Origin of the sequence: Snodgrassella sp. B3800, assembly GCF_026535865.1 — a bacterium.
Taxonomy (GTDB): Bacteria; Pseudomonadota; Gammaproteobacteria; order Burkholderiales; family Neisseriaceae; genus Snodgrassella; species Snodgrassella alvi_E.
The window spans coordinates 732,480-753,189 of the sequence record NZ_JAFNPH010000001.1 but is presented as its reverse complement, the minus strand read 5'-3'; the positions used below and the strand labels follow the sequence as shown (position 1 = coordinate 753,189).

Genomic DNA, 20,710 nt, shown 5'->3' with positions numbered 1-20,710 from the left:
GCAGATTAGTATAGATGAAAGCAAAATTTATTACGTTGGATGGGATTGATGGTGCCGGTAAATCAACCAACCTCGATACCATTCGTACATGGTTTGAAAAACACCAATTGCCGGTACTCTTTACCCGTGAGCCGGGAGGCACTGCTATTGGTGAAGCGTTACGCGAGCTCTTGCTTAATCCTGCTACCCGTGCCAATGCCCGCACTGAAACACTGATGATTTTTGCTGCCCGTCAGCAACATCTGGATGAGGTGATTAAACCGGCTCTGGCACAAGGTATGCATGTTGTCAGTGATCGTTTTACAGACGCTACTTTTGCTTATCAGGGTGGTGGACGCGGTCTGCCTCTGGCTGATATAGCCATTCTTGAAAACTGGGTACAGCAGGGATTGCAACCTGATTTAACTTTACTACTGGATGTGCCCTTGATTGTGGCTCAGCAGCGTCTAAGTCACAACACAAGCCCCGACCGCTTTGAGCAACTGGATACTAATTTTTTTGAACACACACGTCAGATTTATTTAGACCGTGCCGCGGCGGCACCGCAACGCTATGCCATCATTAATAGCAGCCTGCAACTGGATGCTGTAGCAGAGCAAATCAATCAGAGTTTGTCACAACAGTTTGGATTGAACCCATGATTTACCCATGGCTCGAACCTGTTTGGCAACAGATTGCCCGGCACTGGCAGAAGCAACCGCAAGCATGGTTGCTTTATGGCCATCCGGGAATCGGTAAGCGGGAATTTGCCGAGCATCTGGCGCAAGCACTGTTGTGTGAGTCCCCGCAAGCCAATCATCAGCCTTGTGGTGTGTGTACTTCTTGTCATTTATTCAGCCAGCACAGCCATCCGGATTTCCTGATGGTGACGCCGGAAGAAGCAGAAAGCGACGGCGGTGAACGAAAGCTGGCACAAATTAAAGTAGAAACCATCCGTAATGTGCTCGACTTTGCTCACCTGAGTGCCCATCGCGGCGGCAAACGTGTGGCTTTGATTTACCCTGCTGAAAGTATGAATACACAAGCCGCCAATGCATTGCTGAAAATTCTAGAAGAACCTCCGGCTGGGATGGTTTTTATTCTGGTCAGCCATCAGAAAGATCGCCTACTACCTACCATTAAAAGTCGTTGTCGTCAGGTGGTGCTAACCATGCCCACACCAGCAGAGGCATTGGCCTTTGCTCAACAATTACATGGTGAAAAAACGGCTGATTTGCTTGCCTTTCACGGCGGGGCACCCTTGTTTTCTGATAACGACAGCCATACGCAGCTACGTAATGAACTTATCCCTTTGCTCGTCAAGCCACGTCTGATTGCTATGCTGGATTATGCTGCTGCTTTTGACAAACAGAAACTGGCTCTGGCAACCTTTCTCGACTGGCTGGCCAAATGGTTACTGGATATGTCTCTAGCGCAGCAACATATGTGTGCCATGTATTATCCGGCTTGGCAAAATGCATTGAACGAGATTACTGCACAAATTGACCCGTTATCCCTGTTTGCTTTAATCGACAGAGTAAATGCGCTAGCCCCTTACGGTAAACATACCCTCAATGTTAAAATGCAACTAGAAGACTTGTTAATAGATTATCTTAATGTGTGGCAGCATAAACACACATAAGCACAAAGGAAGTTTATGGCTGAAGCGCCTACCAATCTGCCGGGCAAAATGCTCAATTTAACCATTCCCGATAAACCAGAGCTGTATCGCAGCTATATGGCATTTCTACAGCATGGTGGCCTGTTTGCACCCACAACAGATACGTTTCAAATGGGTGAAGAAGTATTACTGGCGGTAAACCTGCCCGAATTCAACGAAGCCAAATATCTGCGTACAAAAGTAGTATGGATAAACACTGCCGCTACATCTACCGGCCAGCCTCAGGGAATCGGACTGGCATTTGGCAAAGATGAAGACAGCATTGCCGTAAAGCAGAGTATTGAAGATATTCTGCCTGGTTTACTGCTGAGCGAACGCACAACATATACCCTGTAATCATGCTTATCGATTCACACTGCCATTTGAATATGCCTGAGTTGGCAGCCAGACTGCCACAAGTTTTGGAGAATATGGCACAGGCAGAAATAGGGCAGGCTATTGCCATTAGCGTAGACCGCCAAAGTGCCGACGAAGTGCTGGCACTGGCCGAGCAGCATACAAATCTGTTTGCCAGTGTCGGAGTGCATCCTGAAGACCAAAACTCGGCGGAAATGAGTGTGGATGAACTGATTGCGGCTGCACAACATCCTAAAGTAGTCGGTATCGGGGAAACTGGCCTCGATTATCATTGGTGCAGTGGAGATCTGGCCTGGCAGCATGCACGCTTCAGCACGCATATACAGGCCTCCAACCAAACCGGTCTGCCCCTGATTATCCATACCCGTGATGCTGCTGCGGATACACTGCGCCTTTTACATGAAAATCAAGCACAACAAGGCGTTATCCATTGCTTTACCGAAGATACTGCCTTTGCCAAAGCAGTATTGGATTTAGGCTTTTATATTTCTTTCTCTGGTATTGTGACCTTCAGAAACGCGCAGCAGATACAAGAAGCCTGCAAATACGTGCCTTTAGATCGCATATTGGTTGAAACTGATGCTCCTTATCTGGCTCCAGTGCCCAAGCGTGGCAAACCAAATGAACCGGCTTACGTACGTTACACCGCCGAATTTGTCGCACAGCTTCGCGGCGACAGCATGGCAACCATCGAAGCTGTCACCACCGCCAATACCTATCGCTTGTTTAGCAAATTACCATCGCTGACTAGCCAGCCATGACACAGATTACCCTAACTGTACTTGGCTGTGGCAGCTCCTCCGGCACGCCAGTAATCGGTTGTGAATGTGCTACCTGCACCAGCAGCGACCCGAAAAACAGGCGCACCCGTTGCAGTGCTCATATTCAGATAGGCAAACAGCACTGGCAAATTGACACCGGTACCGATTTTTACTATCAGGCTTTACAACATCAACTGTCGCATATCGATGGTGTGCTCTACACCCATCCTCATGCCGACCATCTAAACGGTATCGATGATTTGCGCGCATTCTGCTACAAACAGCGCGCGCCCATACCTATATACGGCCATCGTGATACATTGGCTAATATTTGCAGCCGCTTTGATTATGCTTTTCTGGAACAAAATAACTACTGGAACCGGCCTGTACTGCGCGCACATGAGTTACCGTTAAATCAGGGGCAGAGCAGGGTTTTCACTATTGAAGATGTACCTGTATGGCAGTTTACTGTACCACATGGAAGCTGGACAAGCAGTGCTTATCGCATAGGCAACATTGCTTGGTTTACCGATCTCAACCATATTGAAGAATCCATTTTCCCACATTTACAGGGACTAGATTACCTGTTTCTCGATTGCTTGATGGACACTTCATACCCCAGCCATCTTAGTACCAAACAGGCTTTTGCTTACGCCGAACGCATTCAGGCCAAACATACTTACTTTATCCACATGACACATAAACAGGAATACCATAATTTAAAGCAGCGCTGTCCGAAAAACTGCGAACCTGCTTATGATGGATTGGTTGTGCACAGTAGTTATTAGTTTCGCTCTGAATTGAACTAACCTAATAAAAAACAATTATTTAATAAACTGCGCGTGCTATCTATAGCAAACACAAATTTGTTTGCAACAAAAAAACGATTACGCTTAAGTCGAAATCTATTTTATTTTAAAATTGATTCGGTGATAGTTGTATTAATAAGCAAATTTTTTCATATCTATTACTTGAAATGAATAACCTTATTGGTAAAAAAGCCTACCTGTAGGTTTGTATTTTTATTATTGAAATCTAAGCTTTACAATTCTTCTTTCTCCGCATAATCATCCACAACAGCATCTGTCATTCTATTTAAATGTTTTTGCTTACTCAATTCCTTTAAATTACTATAGGAAATATAACTACAGCTTTCAAACAGCGGTCCTTTATCCAAAAGAGAGAATACGGGCCTACGAATTTCTTGAAACACTTTCCCCTTTCTCGCGTCTGGTGCCACAATATGAAGATTAATATTCATATTTGGCTGTAATGCAAGCAAATCTGCCATCCGTAACAAACCGGAATAAATCGAAGTAGTATGTTCTACTTCAAAAGCACGAACAATTGAACGTCCTTTTAACCAAATTACATCAATTTGTTCAATTGTACTTAATGTTGCTTCGTCATAATTAAGCGGTAAATGGTCTAATAAAAGTTCTGTTCCGTTTTTCCACTCTTTTAATACCCTGCACCTGTCTGCTTTGGGCAGCCAGATACGTAGCCCCATACGAGCGCCTATCTGCGCTAGTAATGCTTGCATTTTAATCGATTCACGCACATCTTGAGATTGCTGCTGTTTATCACTTGCCAAGAATTCATCATCATTGTCAGGTACAGAAACTTCTACAACCTTATCAATGCGGTTCACGATATGGACTTTAAGACTTTTTTGTTCTTTTTCATCCAATGGGTGTAATTCTGGATTTACTGATTGCTCTAATAACGTACTAGCTAGAAATTTACCGTCTTTATCTGTAAATTTATTTAAACTACAACGTACAAAGCCTGTCCAGATGGTGCTTTTTTTATCACAAGATTGGGTAAATGAAAGTTGCTGCCATATTTCGTCTAGATGAATAGGTAATGTTTCATGCAAAGGTAGCCACACTTTAGCGCGAACATGAAAACGAACAATATAAGGATCGTCTTTTACCATAAATATGGGCGTATCATCCAGAAATGGTCCATCTACTATTTCTAGCAAACCGCACCAGCGCGATAAACGTGTCACATAGCAAATCAGCACATCCCCAGCCTTAATACGGTTTGCCACTCCTTGCTGTCGATTACGAAAACCAGTAATCGTTCTATTCGAATGAGTAAATGCAGCATAAGTTTCTGGTGAAAAAAGATTAAGGTAATAAGCCATGATTTTTGTTCTTATCCAATACTTTTTTATCTAAAAAATAACAGCATCGCCTTTGATAAAAATATCGGCTGCCATGTATCTGCAACACAATTTAAAATTTACAATACTTTTAATATAGTATGTTGGCTTTGCCATATTGGTAAATTTTATTACATATTCTTAATGTTATCATTTTTTCCTACACATGAAAAAAAATATCGGCTTCTATTATCGATATGTCTAGGCATCATTGAAACGAAAAGAGCTGAATGATTCAATCGTATAGTGAGGTTAATCAGTTTGGCAGGTACTGGTTTTTTGTATCTGTTAATGTGTATTAAACTTTAATACATAATTATATCTTTATTATTATTCCATCTATTTATAAATAAAGTAGCCTTAGTAGTGTTCTAAACTAATTCATGATGTTTAGTTTGTCTATATATTTATGCTTTTGGTATTTATTTGTACTAAGTTTGGCTTGCAAATGATAATTGAAAAAGGGTATAGTTAAAAAAATTTTATAAATAGGATTTTGCTGCACTGATTCATGTATAAAAACGGTGTAAAGATATTCGCTGTAATATTTATTATATTTGGCAGGATAGTTTATAAAAAGAGTAATGATGGGAATTAGAGGTTTAACATTTTGCAATAAATTATAGTGGGTCTGAATTCTATGATTTTTAAACATTTAATTTATAGAAGGAATTTTGATATATTTTACCGATAAAAAATTCAGCTTCGTTTGTTTAATCTTAATATAGGTTAGGTTAAATATTGATTTTGCTTGTGCAGCTATTATATTTCTCTTGAATACTATGTGTACTATTTATAGATTTTTCTTTGTGAACTTTGCTTCCAATTTAATGCAAATTTAAATTTTATTCATTGCATCCTTATGCTTTACAATAAAAAATCGTGCATTCCAGAACAAATATTAGGAAATTATTTCACTTGAAGAAATATAAGCCGGATGCTTGGATACTTTATTTTTGTGTCAGCATTAATTTTGAGTGCTGTACTTTTAATTCTTTCAACTAACGCGCCACATACAAAGCTTTAGTTGTAGTTTTTTGAAAAAATATAATTGATTTTTGTGCCGGCGGCTTTTTGCTTTGCTGGCTTTAATGGTCAGATAATATTCCACTTATATAGCTTAAAATAAAAGTATTGTCTTGATTATATTTATGTCTATGAGTTTGGGTTTGAAATCTATTTAGCTGATTTTGATATTTTATTTACGCTGTTTAAATTATAACTAAATGGGCATAATTTATCTGATAATTTTAAAAATATCATTATATTTTAATTACAATAATTTCATATGCATATTAAAATGGAGAATATAAGAATCTAAATAAAAATTAGAACTATCTATAAATAATATTTTTAAGGAGAGTAAACAGATAAATATTGAGAAGATGAGTAAGTGTGACTAGATTTATCTGTAAATTCAATAAAATGAATAATAATATATAAAGGTTAAATGATGAAGGGTACCCTGTTGAAATATGGTAAGGGGTTTTGCCATATGCTGACTCTTCTGGCATTTTTGTTCTGTAGCATTTTGCCGGTCAGATCGGCATTTGCGCAGGATGTGGAGTGTGCGGAAGTTAAAATTGTGATTGAGCAAAAGCTGTCTTTTGAGCGGCAAGCTTTTGATGCTCGGATGTTAATTAAAAATGGTCTGGATGCAAATCTGAAAAATATTCGTGTGGAGCTGGTTTTTACGGATAAGGATAATCAGCCAGTTGAAGTAACGCAAAAAACTGAGGATAGCCAGGCCAAATTCTTTTATCGTACTGATTCTTTGTCCGGTGTTGATGATATTAATGGGACGGGGCAGATTGCGGCCAAATCCAATGCTGATATCCATTGGATGATTATTCCTGCATTTGGCGCAGCTCAGGATAAGGACACGCTTTACAATATAGGCGCAAAACTCACCTATGAGCTAAATGGTCAGGAAACGACGGTAGATGTAGTGCCAGATTATGTGGTAGTGAAACCTCAGCCATTGCTGACGCTCGATTATTTTTTACCGGGAGAAGTTTATGGTGACGATCCGTTTACGGCTGAGGAAGAAACACCTGAGCCTTTTACTCTTGGTGTTCGTATTCGCAATGATGGTAAGGGCATTTCTTATCACACGGTGATTGATTCAGCTCAGCCGAAGATTGTGGAAAATAAGAAAAATCTTTTGGTGGATTTTTCTATTCTGGGCAGCTATATCAATAATCAGCCTGCAGATAAAAGTCTATTGCTGAATTTTGGAGATATTGCTGGAGGTTCTTCTACAGTAGGCCGCTGGAATATGATTGCCACACTGTCGGGGACATTTACGGATTTTAAGGCCACGTTTACACATGCGGATACACTGGGTGGGGCAGTGACCAGTCTGTTGAAAGCCACGAATACCCACTCCTTAATTCATGATGTAAAAGCTGATTTACCGGATAGCGATGATGTCAAAGATTTTCTGGCTCGTGATGGTGATGTAGTACGTCTGTATGAATCTAGTGGCCTGAACTCAGATGTGTCTGAGCAGAGCAGTCAAGCTTTATTGCAAGCAGGTGATAAAGGCTATCAGCTTTCTTTTCCTGCTACAAAAGGATTTGTTTATGCCAAGGTGGCGGATCCTTTTCAGGGTAGCAGACAGCCAGACGATGTGGTACGTTCGGATGGTAAACACTTGCTAAGTGATAATGTCTGGTTATCCAAATCGCGTAATAAGGATATGTCTTGGTCTTATTATGTGAATGTGTTCGATTCTGATTCTACCGGTCAGTATAGTTTATTTAAGCATAATGCTACGTATGCTCAGGGGCTGATAGCCGGTACAGTCTACAATGATGTGAATGCTGATGGCCTGCTAAATCATGATGAAAAGGGTTTAAGCCATATCAAGGTTGTTTTATCAGGGCAGAATGTGGCCGGTAAGCGCATTGAACAAGTTGCCTACACTGACGAATCAGGCAGGTTTAGTTTTGATAAGTTAGCGGCCGGTGATTATTCTATCTGGGTTGACGATGTTGCAGATATGATTGACGGACCAGCTGTGGCAGGTAGTGCCGGTGGTCAGGCTCTGGCAGGTAAAATCGAGCATATTGTTCTGCAAGACAATATGCATGCTGAGAATTATTTGTTTGCTAAGCAAGCTGCAGTTCAGCCGCCTGTGGCTGGTGATGCAGATATTGCTGTGAATATTGAGACAGTAGAGTGGAATGATAAACTGCCTGCGGATACGGCACAATTTTTACTGACTGTGTCGAACCAAGGGCCGGAAACAGCACGAAATATTCATGTGCAGCCTGAATTGTCATCTGATTTGGAAATTACTGAGCAAAAAGTTTTGTCTGGCAATTTCAATTCTGTGAAGCAGCGTATCGATGCACTTGGCGCCAATGAAACAGTTACGATGCTATTTACTGTGCGAATGAAAAATGCTGATGGTAAGGGTGAATTTACTGCACATATCAACAGTGATTCAGCTGACCCTGATATGAGTAATAATGTTGCATCTGCTGCTGTGGCTCCAGGTAAGACAGATGTTGCAATCAGTGCTGAAGCCGTTGAATGGAATAATTCTTTAGATCAAGATACCGCTCAGTTACTCGTCACAATTAGTAATAACGGACCACTGAGTGCACGTAATGTTTATCTCCAACCTGAGTTACCAGATAATCTGGAGATTACAGCTCAGCAAGTACTGGCTGGAAATTACAATACTCAGGAAGAGCGTATCGATAATCTAGCCGCCGGAGAAAGCACCACGTTGTTACTGACGGTTAAGGTGACCGGATCCGATAAGGTAAGCCAGTTTACGGCTCGGATTAAAAGTCAGACGGAGGATGCTAATTTAAATAATAATGAGGTCAGTATTCCTGTGATGCCTGGAGCAGCTGATATTGCTTTGGAGGTTGAAAAAGTAGAGCTTACTCCGGCATTACCGGCTGACTGTGTGCAATTGTTGTTGACTATCACCAACAACGGTCCTGCGGATGCGCGCAATATTTCTCTGCAATCGCTATCCGATGATGTACAAATCACGAAACAGAAAGTAGTGATGGGCAATTATAATGAGTCTGCAAACCGGATTGATAAACTGCCTATAGGCGAAGAGACGATTATTCTGCTGACAGTCAAAATTACCAGCGCAAACGGTAAGGCTGATTTTAAAGCACGAGTTCAGGGGTTGTTAGCTGATCCGAATAAGACTAATAATTTAGTTACCTTTCCGGTTTCATTAGAAAAAAAGTAAGAGACAAGCGGTAAAATCATTTTAGTAGGTTTCTGGACAGCGCATCACGTTATGTGTCAGCTGAACAGGAAGTAACAAACAAAAGCATTACCAATGGCTTATAGGCTGCGGGTAATGCTTTTTTTATTTCTTATTGCTAATAAATTTAATGTGTGAAATTATTAAGAAACAACAGATGTTTGTTCAGTAGTTTTTAATAGCAAATTGAAGCTGAAGCTGCATAAAATATTAGCTAATCTGTTTTAAAAAAATTAGTTGCAGAATGTTAACTTTTTCTGTTTGATTAAATACAAGTTTAGCATCAAGTTATTATAGATTGTCAAAAATCAGCAAGCAAGTAAATGATTGATTAGTCAATTTAAATTCTGAATAGAATGCTAAATAAATTGATTTATTTTTACATACTATAGTAATATAAGTTGAATAAGATACTTTTAATCTTAAAGCGCTGACGAAATCATATAAATCAGTTGTTTAACAACCAGCCATCAGTTTAAACAGTCAGATTTCTGTTGAAAAAATCAAAGATAATATATGTCAAAATTAATCGGAAACCTGCTTTGCCTCTCCAGCCTGATATTTTTGGTTGCTGTAGGGTTTGTTTTATTGATTTCGGCTGTAGTGAGAAAACGCAAAAACAATTTTAAATTCAGGAATAATAGAATCTTTGGTTTTTTTGTGGGTGGCTGTGTAATTGCTTTTATTGCTGGGTTTGTGCTGGTGTTGAAGAATAATCCGCTATACATTGATTCTTTATCAGCAATTAATCAGGCATTGAATCGATACCATCATGCTCAAGCTTTGGAATATCCACTTCAAACGAATCCGGCCAATTATCCAGTACGCGGGGATAATATTTATTTGCGTCTTTTTAAGCAGGAAGGGATTCTGGAAATCTGGACTCAACATAAAAATCAGCCATACAAGCTATATAAAACATGGAAAATTTGTACTTTTTCTGGTGGACTGGGACCTAAAAAAGCAGAAGGTGATGGCAAAAGTCCGGAAGGCTTTTATGCAACCCAGAAAAATCTGCTCAATCCACATAGCCGTTATCATCTGTCTTTTAATATTGGTTTTCCAAATATTTTCGATCAAGCAAATGGTTTTAGCGGTAGTTATATTATGATACATGGTAAATGTGTTTCTGCGGGTTGTTATGCCATGACAGACGCAAGTATAGAAGAAATATATACTCTCGTCAGCTTGGCATTAGACGGGGGGCAGAAGCAGATTCCTATACATATTTTTCCATTTATGATGAGTCCATCTAATATGAAAAAAAATCAGGATTCAGAATATTTTCCTTTCTGGCAACAATTGAAACCTGCATATGATATTTTTGAGACTCAGCGACGTATACCAGATATCAGCGTTGAAAGAAGGCATTACGTTGTCCAATAATTTTATTTTGTAGGTACTTAAATTCGCCTGTTTAGGAAAACCTTTTCATTAGGTAACTTAATCATTATCCAGAGATATTTTGGAAATTAATAACATAATTAAATTTAGCTTGTTGAAGAAGATAAAGATATAAACATCTCTAGAGGTGCAAATAATCGCGCTTGAAGCAGAAATATTTACAGATAGCTTCCTAAATAGTTGTATGGAAAAAAATAAGTATCATCTAATTTATGGTAGTAAAATAATGCTTTATTAGCGTAGTTAAGTAACTGATACAAATTATTTGCCTAAAAATATTAGGGTATGCTAATATTAAAGGTGTACAAAAGAAAGTTAATATCTAATTAGCAAAATTATTAACTGTTTACAAAATTTATTGGCTATATACAGCCGTATGAAATCCGGGATTCAGACTTCAGAACAAGATAGAGCGCAATCACAAAGCTCTGAAACCTTTAAATCTGAAATCCGTATATATAGAGCATCTGTACCATTTCTTTATCTTGATTCGCTTGTGAGCCTCATTAATGCGAGCAGGAGAATTGATTGTTGCAAATAATGGAGCTATGCAATTAAGTTAATATTTCATTGATATTTAGCTAATATAGAGGAACTATTCACAATAGAAAAATTTTGAATTTAATAAATAGATTAAAAATATTTGTATTTTAATGGCAACCATAAAATAGAGGTTGAAAGTTTTTAATGACAATTAATCTTATCTGGATTGTGGTAATAAGTAATTTATGCTTTTAAAATAAATATTATTTGTTTATTTTATGAAATATAGCTAATTAATAATGCTATTCGAAGATATTTAAAATTTTTCTAGTGGTTGCTAACGTGCAATCGCTCTATTACTGGCCACCGGAGTAGAAATTTTACGCGATTCAGAAATAAAAGCGCTTGTATGTTGAATTCAAATGATAATTTTTAGTCGAATAATGATTACATATTAGCAATAAACCATTTTAACCATTGTCAAATCAAGCTAATTGGTAAGTATTAATATTTCAATTAGATGAGAATACTATTTAGCTTGATTATTCAGCTGCAACACCACGATATATCGTTGTAGCTGTAAATTTTGAATGATAAACCAATAAAAATACAGATATGCGATGCTGAAGTTATCACAGATTATTTATATCACTGGAATTTTATTTTTTTTCAGTGTACGGATATTGGCACAGGAATTATCTGCCTGTCTCAATGATAAACCAGACTTGGCACAACAACCTGTAGCCGTAAACTGGCCGCAAAACCACGTTAAACAACCACTTGATCATAAATACTGGCTTAGCATAAAAGCGTTAAGTCAGCCGCAATGGCAGGATGCGGTGTGGGTGGATATCAGAACTGGTGCAGTGCAACAAGAGACAGGGTTGAAAATGCTGGCTGTACCGCTTAGTCGATTGTATAGTGCCGATTTTTTAGCTCATAAAACCGTGATTTTGGTTGGAACTGGTTTTGATGAATTACAGATAAATCAAACTATTAAAAATTTAAGAAAAAAAGGTTTTAACCACGTATATGCTTTAAGCGGAGGATTTTTTGTCTGGGAAAAAGTACAAAATCATAATAAGCCCAATCTGCAGGAAATCTCTGCACTTGAGTTTTTATCCGGTGGTCAATCCATACAATGGCAGGTGATTAGTATAGGTTTGAATTCACAACAAATGAATACTTTACCAGAACTACCTGCTAAACAATTTAGTCTTGCCCAGATATCTAGTCCAGAACTAAAGCAATACATCAGCCAAGGAGATAATCGTAATGATGCCTTTATACGCTATGTACTGGTTAGCCCAGATGAACACACGCTTAGGCTATTGCAACGGCAAATGAATTTTGCAGAAAACGACCATATTGTCTGGTTGCAAGGCGGATTAGCGGCTTATCAGCAATATATACAACAACAAAATAATTTAATGAATCATGCTGGACAAAGTTTATCCAGACCATGCCGCATAACTATTTAATTTATTTAAGGAGTATTCGAACTCATGAGGGGTACACAATGAATATTTATCAATACTGGAAAAAAAGGTTTTTCGGTTTAAACATAAAAAAAGAGCCAAAACATAAAAATAAGCAGAGAAAAGCATATGCAATGGTTGTCTGTGCATTATGCACCATTGCCAGTGCGGCAAGCTATGCCGGTACCGACACAAAACTGAAAGGTGATGATAAAGTCAGTGGCGCATTACCGATTGGTTTTGAGTTTAATTATTATGGCAAAAAATATAATAAATTTTATGTGAGTACAAATGGATTGCTGCAATTTTCGAATCCAAGCAGCAGTTACAATAACTCTTGCCTACCTGCAATCAATAATACACTGTTTGTTTTCTGGGATGATTTAAGAACTGATGTATATGGCCAGCCTGCGGGTACCATCAAGTACGAAACACAGGGGGAAGCGCCAAACAGAAAACTCATTGTGCAATGGACGAATCAGTATTTTTATAGTTCAAATCTGCCTATGGGTACCTTTGAAGCGATTCTTTATGAAGGCACAAATCAGATTAAATATCAGTATCGTACTTTAAATATTGATTTAAGCAAAGGCGAGAGTGCAACAATTGGTATTCAGGGCATCACGCCAAAGAACGTTCAAGTAGGTTGTAATAAAGCCAATATCATTAAACCAGAACAGGCTATTTTATTTACGCCAAATAATGATTTAAGTGAATATACCAAGAATGAGAATGCTGAGTACAATTTTATCGACATCTCTGATCTAACACCGGCTGCACCACAACCTGCTGCCCGTTATACAAATCAGGCACCAAGCTGGACATGGCAGAATATCAATACACTTGATACATGGGAAATTGAAATTCAGGATGCTTCCGGAAATACCGTCTATAAAAAAATACTGAATAAAGTAAATCAATATACTTATGATGCAGGTTTACAAAATGGACAGTCTTATCGCGCCCGTGTACGCGGAAGTATTAATCGAGGTGCTACCTGGGAAATGTGGTCTTCACCCTCTGAGCTCATTACCGTAGATACGACCAAACCGGTTGTGGAACTGAACCAATTCAGTCGCGTTAATGACAAAGCGGTGAGAATTGGTTACAGCAGCAGTGATAATCTGAGTGGTATAGCCTCTATACATCTGCAAATTGCCAATAATCCAGATTTCAATAAACCCATTATCGATCAGGATATTAATCTGCAAAGCAGTAATATGCAGATAGATAATGTGCCCGCCGGTGGTATCTTATATGCCCGACTGAATGCTTTGGATAAAGCAGGCAACAGCTCAGGCTATACTCAGGCATCTGCTATTACGGTTACACCTCCAGTACTTATCAGCCCTGTTACCCAGACAAAAGTTAAGAACGCAGCATTAAAAGTTCAGGGTACAGCTGAGTCTGGTGCAAAAGTTCAGTTGTATCTGAATGATAAACCAGTGAGTGAAAAAGTTACCGCTGATGCACAAGGCTATTTCACTCAGGATATTCTGCTGCCGAAAGAAGGTAGTTACCGCTTACATGCTGTAGCGCAGAATGATGCTGGCAGCAGTGAGCCCAGTGCACCGGTGCAGTTTGATTTCGCTTTACCGACACCCACTGCAATCATTACTACTCCCAGTGATAATCAAACACTTGCTGCTCCGGTTGATATTCAGGTAGATGCTGCAGATGAACTTGGTATCGAAAAAGTAGATTTATTGATAGATAACAAACAGTTTGCTACTCTGTCAGAACGCCCCTATCAGGCACACTGGCCTCTGACCATGGAGGATAATGGCAGCCACAAAATCAATGCAAAAGTGACCAATACCAGCGGCAAAACAGTGACCAGCACCCGTACGGTCAATGTCAAAATTGAACCACCGGCTCCGCCTCCCACACCTTATACCGGTAAAATTACCGCAATCAGCCCTGCGGTTAGTTATGGCCCGCAGCCAGTAACCATTAGCGGGCAGGCTGTTTATCGTGCTGAAAATACGATAGCTGTAAACGTACCGCTAAAACTGGTTTTGAATGTAAAAGGGTTTGAACGCAGAATAGCTGTTGCCACTGATGAAAACGGCCATTTCACCTATACCTTTACCCCGCAGGAATCTGACTCGGGTACATATCAGGTTGACATTATTCATCCGGATGAAAAAACTGTTACCAGTCAGGGTAGTTTTGATATCAACCGCATCGCATTTAATATACAAGGCTATCAGCTCAAAGCGCCGCGAACCATCACCACACCCATACAGGTTAATGCTACAGCCAGTACCGGTGCTAAAAACCTGCGCTGGGTATTGGCTGCTGAAAATCAGCCAGATGGCGTATTGCCTCAGGGCGTGAATATTGAATCTGAAGCTGTAAATATTGCCCCCGGACAGAGTCGCACGACAACAATTAAATTCACCGCAGACAATCATGCAGCCGAAAAGGGCAGCTTGTTTTTGGTGGCCTATGCCGATGATTCAGGAGATCTGGTACGCGGTAAATTACAGATTAATTATGAGCTTGGTCAGCCAATGCCTGAATTGTATGCATCGCCTACCTATATACAGACTGGCTTACAGCAAAATACCAGCTCCACAGCCAAAGTCAGCGTTGGCAATAAAGGATTGGCAGCGGCAAAAAATGTTCAGGTAGAGCTGGTAGATGAGCAGGGTAATCCCGCTCCGAGCTGGGTATTTATTGCCAGTGATAAAAATATTAATGAAATTGCGGTTGATGAAAAAGTACCGGTACAAATCATGGCTCAGCCGGACAACAGCATCCCCGACGGCATTTACAACTTTATTATCAGAGTATCCAGCAGCGGCAAAGTAGCAGGCACCATTCCGGTAAGAATTTCCGTTACCCAGAGCGGACAGGGCGTAGCTCACTTTGATGTGGCTGATATCTATACCGCCACCCTAGATGCAGACGGACAGCCCATCAAAGGCGTAAAAGGAGCAACCATCAAGTTGCAGAATGATAGTGTATTAACGGAACAATATACTTTCAATACAGACAAAGATGGTATCGCAACCTTAAACAAGCTGCCGGCAGGCATCTATCGCTATCGCGTTAGCGCACCTAATCATATGGATGCCAGCGGCCGTATAGTGATTCAGCCTGATAGCACAACTAATCAGCATGTATTTCTGGAGTATCAGACAATCAATGTAGAGTTTGGCGTGACTGAAACCTCCATTAAAGATGTGTATGACATTAACGTTAATGCCACTTTTAATACGCAAGTACCGGCACCTGTCATTATGCTCGAACCATTGTCTATTAATCTTGGTGCAATGCAGGTTGGAGAAGAAAAAACGGGGCAGATTACAGTCAGCAATTATGGTCTGGTACAGGCTGACCATGTGGTACTGAATTTGCCGAAAACTGATGCCCACTTCAAGTATGAATTTTTTGGTGAAGTGCCCAGTGTGCTCAAACCAAAAGAAAAAGTAGTGATTTCCTATAAAGTGACTGCTCTTGATCCGAAACAGCAGGCGCCGGCAGAAACCAGAATTGCTTCGCTATCAGACTTGCTACGTGCCGCACCAGAAGAAGACGACTGCACATCCTACGAAGCTAGCTATGAGGAATCACATCAGAGTGAGTGTCCCAGTGGTGACATTTCCAAAGGCAGCAGCAGTGGACGTTTCTATCAGTACACCGGTAAAAAATGCTCAACCAAGGGCAGTGGTATCGGCTGGGGAGGCGGCGGTTCACTTGGAGGAGTGGGCGGCGGCACTTTCGGAAATGGGGCTGTGGGTGGTTCGCCGGAGGCGATGCCAATAACGCCTGGCTGTACCCCAGATGCGCCCTGTGCTTCAGGTGGTTCGAAAGATGGTTCGCGCTAATGCCAACAAATAAAACAAAATAAATAAATTAAACACAAGGGTCAAAAAATGAAAACAAACAACCGACCTAGGAACAGCCTGAAGGAACGGCTGTTCCGGGTAATCAGCTACATACTCATGCTGGTAATGGCATTGCCGCAGATGGCTTATGCCCGCATCAGCGGCAATGACGAAAAAATATCTGGCATCAGTCATGCCAGCGTCAGACTACCGAATACCGAATTTACCGAAAACACCGTAGATATGCGGGTAAAAGTATTAGGTGGAGAAGTTAAACTCAACCGTACCTGGGAGAACGGGCGCTGGTATCTGAATCCGGCCTGGGCCGAACTACGCTTCGTACTGGATCCGCTCGACAGCACTGTCAAAACTATTGACCGAGCCGGTACCCTGTATCAGCGCAGCGGCGAAGCCGACTTATATACCTACAAACAAGTATCCATCAGCAAAACCGAAACCGGCTGGCGCTGGACGGATCCAGAGGGTAACTGGATAAACTATGACAGCAAAGGCCGGCCACTGGCCTATGGCAATGCCAACAACGTACAAGTTAGCTTTGAGCTAAATAAAGACGGACAGCGCAAAGCCATAAAAGATAACAACGGCGAACTCGTATACAGCCTAGACTATGACAATCAGGATCACCTAATCAAAGCCACCGACCGCAGTGGCCGCAGCGTCAGCTACAACTGGTCCGGAGACCGCCTGACCCAAGTAACCGACGTCATGGGCAACGTCTGGAAATATGGTTACGATAACAACGGACAGATAAACCGCCGCACCGATCCCGATGGTGGCGTCACCAAAATTGATTACATCGTGTCCGTACCCTCATCACAGTTTGCCATGGGCAGCGGCCGCAATGGTGGCGTAATATCACAAAGTGCCGTAGTGAGCACCGGTGCAGCCGATCATGAAAACAAACTGGCACGCGTAGGCAAAATCACCAGCAAAACCGGCGCCGTAACCGTTTATAATACCGAATACAATCGCGTCAACAAACAGTACACCATCACCGTCAACGATCCGGCCGGCCAAAAAACCGTCACCGTATTTGACAGCAATGGACGCGTACTGACCGAAAGCATAAACGGCCATCTTACCGCTCGCTATGATCGAGACAGCGCCAACAACATCGTTAAATACACCGATGAACGCGGGCAGATTACCACTACCCAGTACAACCAAGCGGACTATCCAGTTAGAATCACCTATCCGAATGGCGCAGTAGAAGAATATCAATACAATCAGGCCAACAAACCGGTCAAACAAATCAACGCCAAAGGCGACAGCATCACCTTTGAATACAATGCAGCCAACCAGCCGACCAAAATCACCTATGCTGCCGGCAAACCCGAGCAACGCATCGTCAACTTCGAGTATGACAACCTAGGTCAGCAAACCAAAGCCACCATAGGCAATAATCAAAAGAGCATCAGCCTGCAGCAAAGCTTTGACCGCTACGGCAACATAGCCAGCTATACCGATGGCAAAGGGCAACAGTATCAGTACAGTTATAACATACAAGGACAGCCAATCGAATTACAGAACCCTTTACAGCAGAAATGGCTATTGGGTTACAACGCTGCCGGTTACACAACACAAGTAACCGACCCACTCAAGCACACCTTTACCATGAAAACCGATGCCCTCGGCCGAATAGTAGAGATGACCGATGCGCGAGGCAACAGCACCCATTACAGCTATCAAAATACAGCAACAGGGCGCGAAGTAAAAACCACCGACGCATTGAATCAAGTCACCACCGAGCAGTATGACCAGCTCAACCGCCTGATTAAAACCATCACCCCATCCGGACTGGTTAGTGAACAGAGCTACGACAGCAACAGCAGAATCAGCCAGTATAAAGACTACAACGGCAATCAGCTTAGCTACGAATATGGCGCACCCGGCACCAGTCAGGCTGGACTCCTGACCAAAATAAACTACCCGACCTACAGCGAAAGCTACGATTATGACAACATGGGTAACACCATCAGCGTCAACCAGCAGCTGGACAGCAATACCCAGATAAGCAGCCACAGCAGCTATGACCAATTAGGCCAACAAATCAGCCGCACCGATGCTGCCAACCGCACCAGCCAAAGCCAATACAACGCACTGGGACAAATCACAGCCGACATAGATGCACTGTCAGGTAAAACCCAGTACCAGTATGACCTGTCTGACAACCTCAGCACACTGACTGATGCCAAAGGCAACCAGTACCACTTTGAATATGATCAAAATAACAACCTACTCAAAGAAACCAAAACACTGGGCAACGACGTCGAATACAGCTACAACGCTGCCAACCAGTTGACCGAACAGAAACAGGCCAACGGCAACCGCATACAGTATCAGTATGATGCAGCGGGAAACATCAGCCAGCAACACTACATCGCAGCCGGTACCGACACCGCCGAACAGACAGTCAACTACCAGTACGATGCCAACAACCAGCTGACAGATGTACAGCAAAGCGGCAGCACCAACAGCCATTACACCTATCAGCGCGATGCCCTAGGTCGAATCGTTGAAGAAAACATCAGCTATGGCCGCATCAGCAAAACCTTAAAATACAGCTATGATACAGATGGCAACCTAGCCAGCATCACCTATCCCGATAACAGCACAGTAAACTATCGTTATGCCAACGGCCAGTTACAGCAAGCCATACTGCCAAACGGAGAAGAAATCAACTGGCGTGATTACCAATGGAATCAGCCTAAACGTATCACCTATCCGCAAGTAGAACAAACCAACAGCTATGATGCCTTACAGCGACCAACACAAATCAAACTGGTTAGCAAAGGACAAACCCTACTCGAACGCCACTACAGCTACGATAAAGTTAGCAACATCAGCAGTATCCAGACAGAAAAAGGCAGCAGCAACTACCAGTATGACCAACTGGATCGCTTAACCCAAGTCAAACCGGAACAAGAAAACCAAGCGCAACGAGCAGAATCCTACAGTTACGATGCCATCGGCAACCGCACCGGTAGCGCCCAACAACCAGGTGAGTGGCAGTACAACGACCTCAACCAACTCATCAAATGGGGAGAAGGCAAACAACAGACCAGCCTCAGCTACACCATCAACGGGCAGCTAGCGACAGAAGAAAACGCCAATAAAAAACTCAGCTATAGCTACAACGCTGCAGATAGACTAAGTAAAGTCAGCAACGACAGCGGAGAAATAGCCAGCTACCAGTACGACCCGTTTGGTCGGCGCATCAGCAAAACCGTAAATGGCAAAACCACCTACTACATCTACAGCAGCGAAGGGCTGATAGCAGAACTGGATCAGACAGGACGGATGCAAGTAGCGTACGGTTGGGCACCAGACAGTGATTGGGGCACCAGACCCTTATGGCAGGCCAATCTAAACGAAGGCCAAACCCTAAAAAATGCCAGCTATCACTACCTGATAACAGACCATCTGGGCACCCCACAACTAGCAATAAACAGTGCAGGAGAACAGAGCTGGAAGATTACCAGTGATGCATTTGGCAATAGCGAACTGGATGCCAATAACCAAATCACCATGAACCTGAGGTTTCCGGGACAGTATTACGACGAAGAAACCGGACTAACGTATAACTACTTCAGGGATTACGACGCGAAGACGGGGAGATATATCCAGAGTGACCCGATAGGGTTGGCTGGGGGGATAAACACGTATGGATATGTAGGTGGAAATCCGCTGGTATACAGTGATCCGACTGGGGAGTATGCTCAAGTAATAATGCCTGTATTAATAGGAGCCGCTATTTTAAGTGCATGTGTAGTGTTACCAGTATGTAAAAAAATTGTCACTGATTCTTGGTCTGGTTTATATCAAAATATACGTGAAAGAATTAAAGGCACAGATGTTTTGCCTACATTAACGGAGCACAGAGAAGATGATAAAAATAATACAAAATCATGTGATAGTAATACAGTTAATATAAACGACCTTAATAATATAAGTACTAATGGAGCAGCTTCTCCTCCAGATCCTGATAATGAGAATGAACAAGATAAAGTTCTAGAGGATATTATCAATGATTCTACTCCTGGGCCAAAAACAAAAGGATCCAGTAAACAATATATACGTAATAAATCAGGATGGGAGCAAACACAAAAAGATTTTAATAATTTAAATCCGAGTAATGTTAAGAATGTAGGAAGAGAAAATGTTGTTTTACATGGTCAGCTTAAGGATGGCAGAATAGTAGTAATACGTCCTAATAGCTCTAGTGGCAGACCCACAATGGAAATAAGACCTATTAAAGGTAAACGAGTAACAAAAATTAGATATTAACAAGGATATG

The 20,710-nt window shown here is 41.5% G+C and carries 11 protein-coding genes; 10 read left to right on the top strand and 1 reads right to left on the bottom strand.

Annotated features, from left to right (window positions below):
* The first annotated feature begins 14 nt into the window (after positions 1-14).
* From tmk to J3U64_RS03350, 5 genes are read left to right on the top strand one after another with little or no spacing between them, the layout of a single operon-like run.
* Positions 15-641, top strand: a complete 627-nt coding sequence (tmk, locus tag J3U64_RS03370) for a dTMP kinase (protein WP_267408273.1) — start codon at positions 15-17, stop codon at positions 639-641.
* Complete coding sequence (holB, locus tag J3U64_RS03365; protein WP_267408272.1) at positions 638-1,621, top strand: DNA polymerase III subunit delta'; 984 nt, start codon at positions 638-640, stop codon at positions 1,619-1,621. Before tmk ends, holB begins: the two co-directional genes overlap by 4 nt.
* A gap of 15 nt (positions 1,622-1,636) precedes the next feature.
* Positions 1,637-1,996, top strand: coding sequence for a PilZ domain-containing protein (locus tag J3U64_RS03360; protein WP_100139715.1), 360 nt, complete (start codon positions 1,637-1,639; stop codon positions 1,994-1,996).
* 2 nt (positions 1,997-1,998) lie between these two features.
* Positions 1,999-2,778 (top strand): TatD family hydrolase, encoded by a 780-nt coding sequence (locus J3U64_RS03355; RefSeq protein ID WP_370389647.1) that lies wholly within the window; start codon positions 1,999-2,001, stop codon positions 2,776-2,778.
* Positions 2,775-3,566, top strand: coding sequence for an MBL fold metallo-hydrolase (locus J3U64_RS03350; protein WP_267408271.1), 792 nt, complete (start codon positions 2,775-2,777; stop codon positions 3,564-3,566). Before J3U64_RS03355 ends, J3U64_RS03350 begins: the two co-directional genes overlap by 4 nt.
* A 254-nt stretch (positions 3,567-3,820) precedes the next feature.
* Here the strand turns inward: J3U64_RS03350 and J3U64_RS03345 are convergent, their stop codons facing one another.
* Entirely contained in the window at positions 3,821-4,930 is a 1,110-nt protein-coding gene (locus tag J3U64_RS03345) for a hypothetical protein (RefSeq protein ID WP_267408270.1), read from the bottom strand.
* 1,513 nt (positions 4,931-6,443) lie between these two features.
* Between J3U64_RS03345 and J3U64_RS03340 the strand changes: the two genes are divergently transcribed.
* The 5 genes from J3U64_RS03340 (at position 6,444) to J3U64_RS03320 (ending at position 20,700) form a co-directional block, all read left to right on the top strand.
* Positions 6,444-9,173, top strand: coding sequence for an SdrD B-like domain-containing protein (locus J3U64_RS03340; protein ID WP_267408269.1), 2,730 nt, complete (start codon positions 6,444-6,446; stop codon positions 9,171-9,173).
* A 534-nt stretch (positions 9,174-9,707) separates the two neighbouring features.
* Entirely contained in the window at positions 9,708-10,577 is an 870-nt protein-coding gene (locus J3U64_RS03335; protein ID WP_267408268.1) for a L,D-transpeptidase family protein, read from the top strand.
* A gap of 1,121 nt (positions 10,578-11,698) precedes the next feature.
* Positions 11,699-12,559 carry a hypothetical protein gene (locus tag J3U64_RS03330; protein ID WP_267408267.1) on the top strand — a complete coding sequence of 287 codons (861 nt, stop codon included), beginning with the start codon at positions 11,699-11,701 and terminating at the stop codon, positions 12,557-12,559.
* Between the two features lie 131 nt (positions 12,560-12,690).
* Complete coding sequence (locus J3U64_RS03325; protein WP_267408266.1) at positions 12,691-16,392, top strand: Ig-like domain-containing protein; 3,702 nt, start codon at positions 12,691-12,693, stop codon at positions 16,390-16,392.
* 48 nt (positions 16,393-16,440) lie between these two features.
* Positions 16,441-20,700: an RHS repeat-associated core domain-containing protein gene (locus J3U64_RS03320; protein ID WP_267408265.1), complete on the top strand. Its 4,260-nt coding sequence runs from the start codon at positions 16,441-16,443 to the stop codon at positions 20,698-20,700.
* The last annotated feature ends 10 nt before the right edge of the window (positions 20,701-20,710 follow it).

Bases quoted from the DNA above. Each gene is read 5' to 3' on its own strand.
- holB (WP_267408272.1), top strand. From the start codon at position 638: ATGATTTACCCATGGCTCGAACCTGTTTGGCAACAGATTGCCCGGCAC.
- J3U64_RS03355 (WP_370389647.1), top strand. From the start codon at position 1,999: ATGCTTATCGATTCACACTGCCATTTGAATATGCCTGAGTTGGCAGCC.
- J3U64_RS03320 (WP_267408265.1), top strand. From the start codon at position 16,441: ATGAAAACAAACAACCGACCTAGGAACAGCCTGAAGGAACGGCTGTTC.
- J3U64_RS03340 (WP_267408269.1), top strand. From the start codon at position 6,444: ATGCTGACTCTTCTGGCATTTTTGTTCTGTAGCATTTTGCCGGTCAGA.
- J3U64_RS03335 (WP_267408268.1), top strand. From the start codon at position 9,708: ATGTCAAAATTAATCGGAAACCTGCTTTGCCTCTCCAGCCTGATATTT.
- J3U64_RS03345 (WP_267408270.1), bottom strand. From the start codon at position 4,930: ATGGCTTATTACCTTAATCTTTTTTCACCAGAAACTTATGCTGCATTT.
- J3U64_RS03360 (WP_100139715.1), top strand. From the start codon at position 1,637: ATGGCTGAAGCGCCTACCAATCTGCCGGGCAAAATGCTCAATTTAACC.
- tmk (WP_267408273.1), top strand. From the start codon at position 15: ATGAAAGCAAAATTTATTACGTTGGATGGGATTGATGGTGCCGGTAAA.
- J3U64_RS03330 (WP_267408267.1), top strand. From the start codon at position 11,699: ATGCTGAAGTTATCACAGATTATTTATATCACTGGAATTTTATTTTTT.
- J3U64_RS03325 (WP_267408266.1), top strand. From the start codon at position 12,691: ATGGTTGTCTGTGCATTATGCACCATTGCCAGTGCGGCAAGCTATGCC.
- J3U64_RS03350 (WP_267408271.1), top strand. From the start codon at position 2,775: ATGACACAGATTACCCTAACTGTACTTGGCTGTGGCAGCTCCTCCGGC.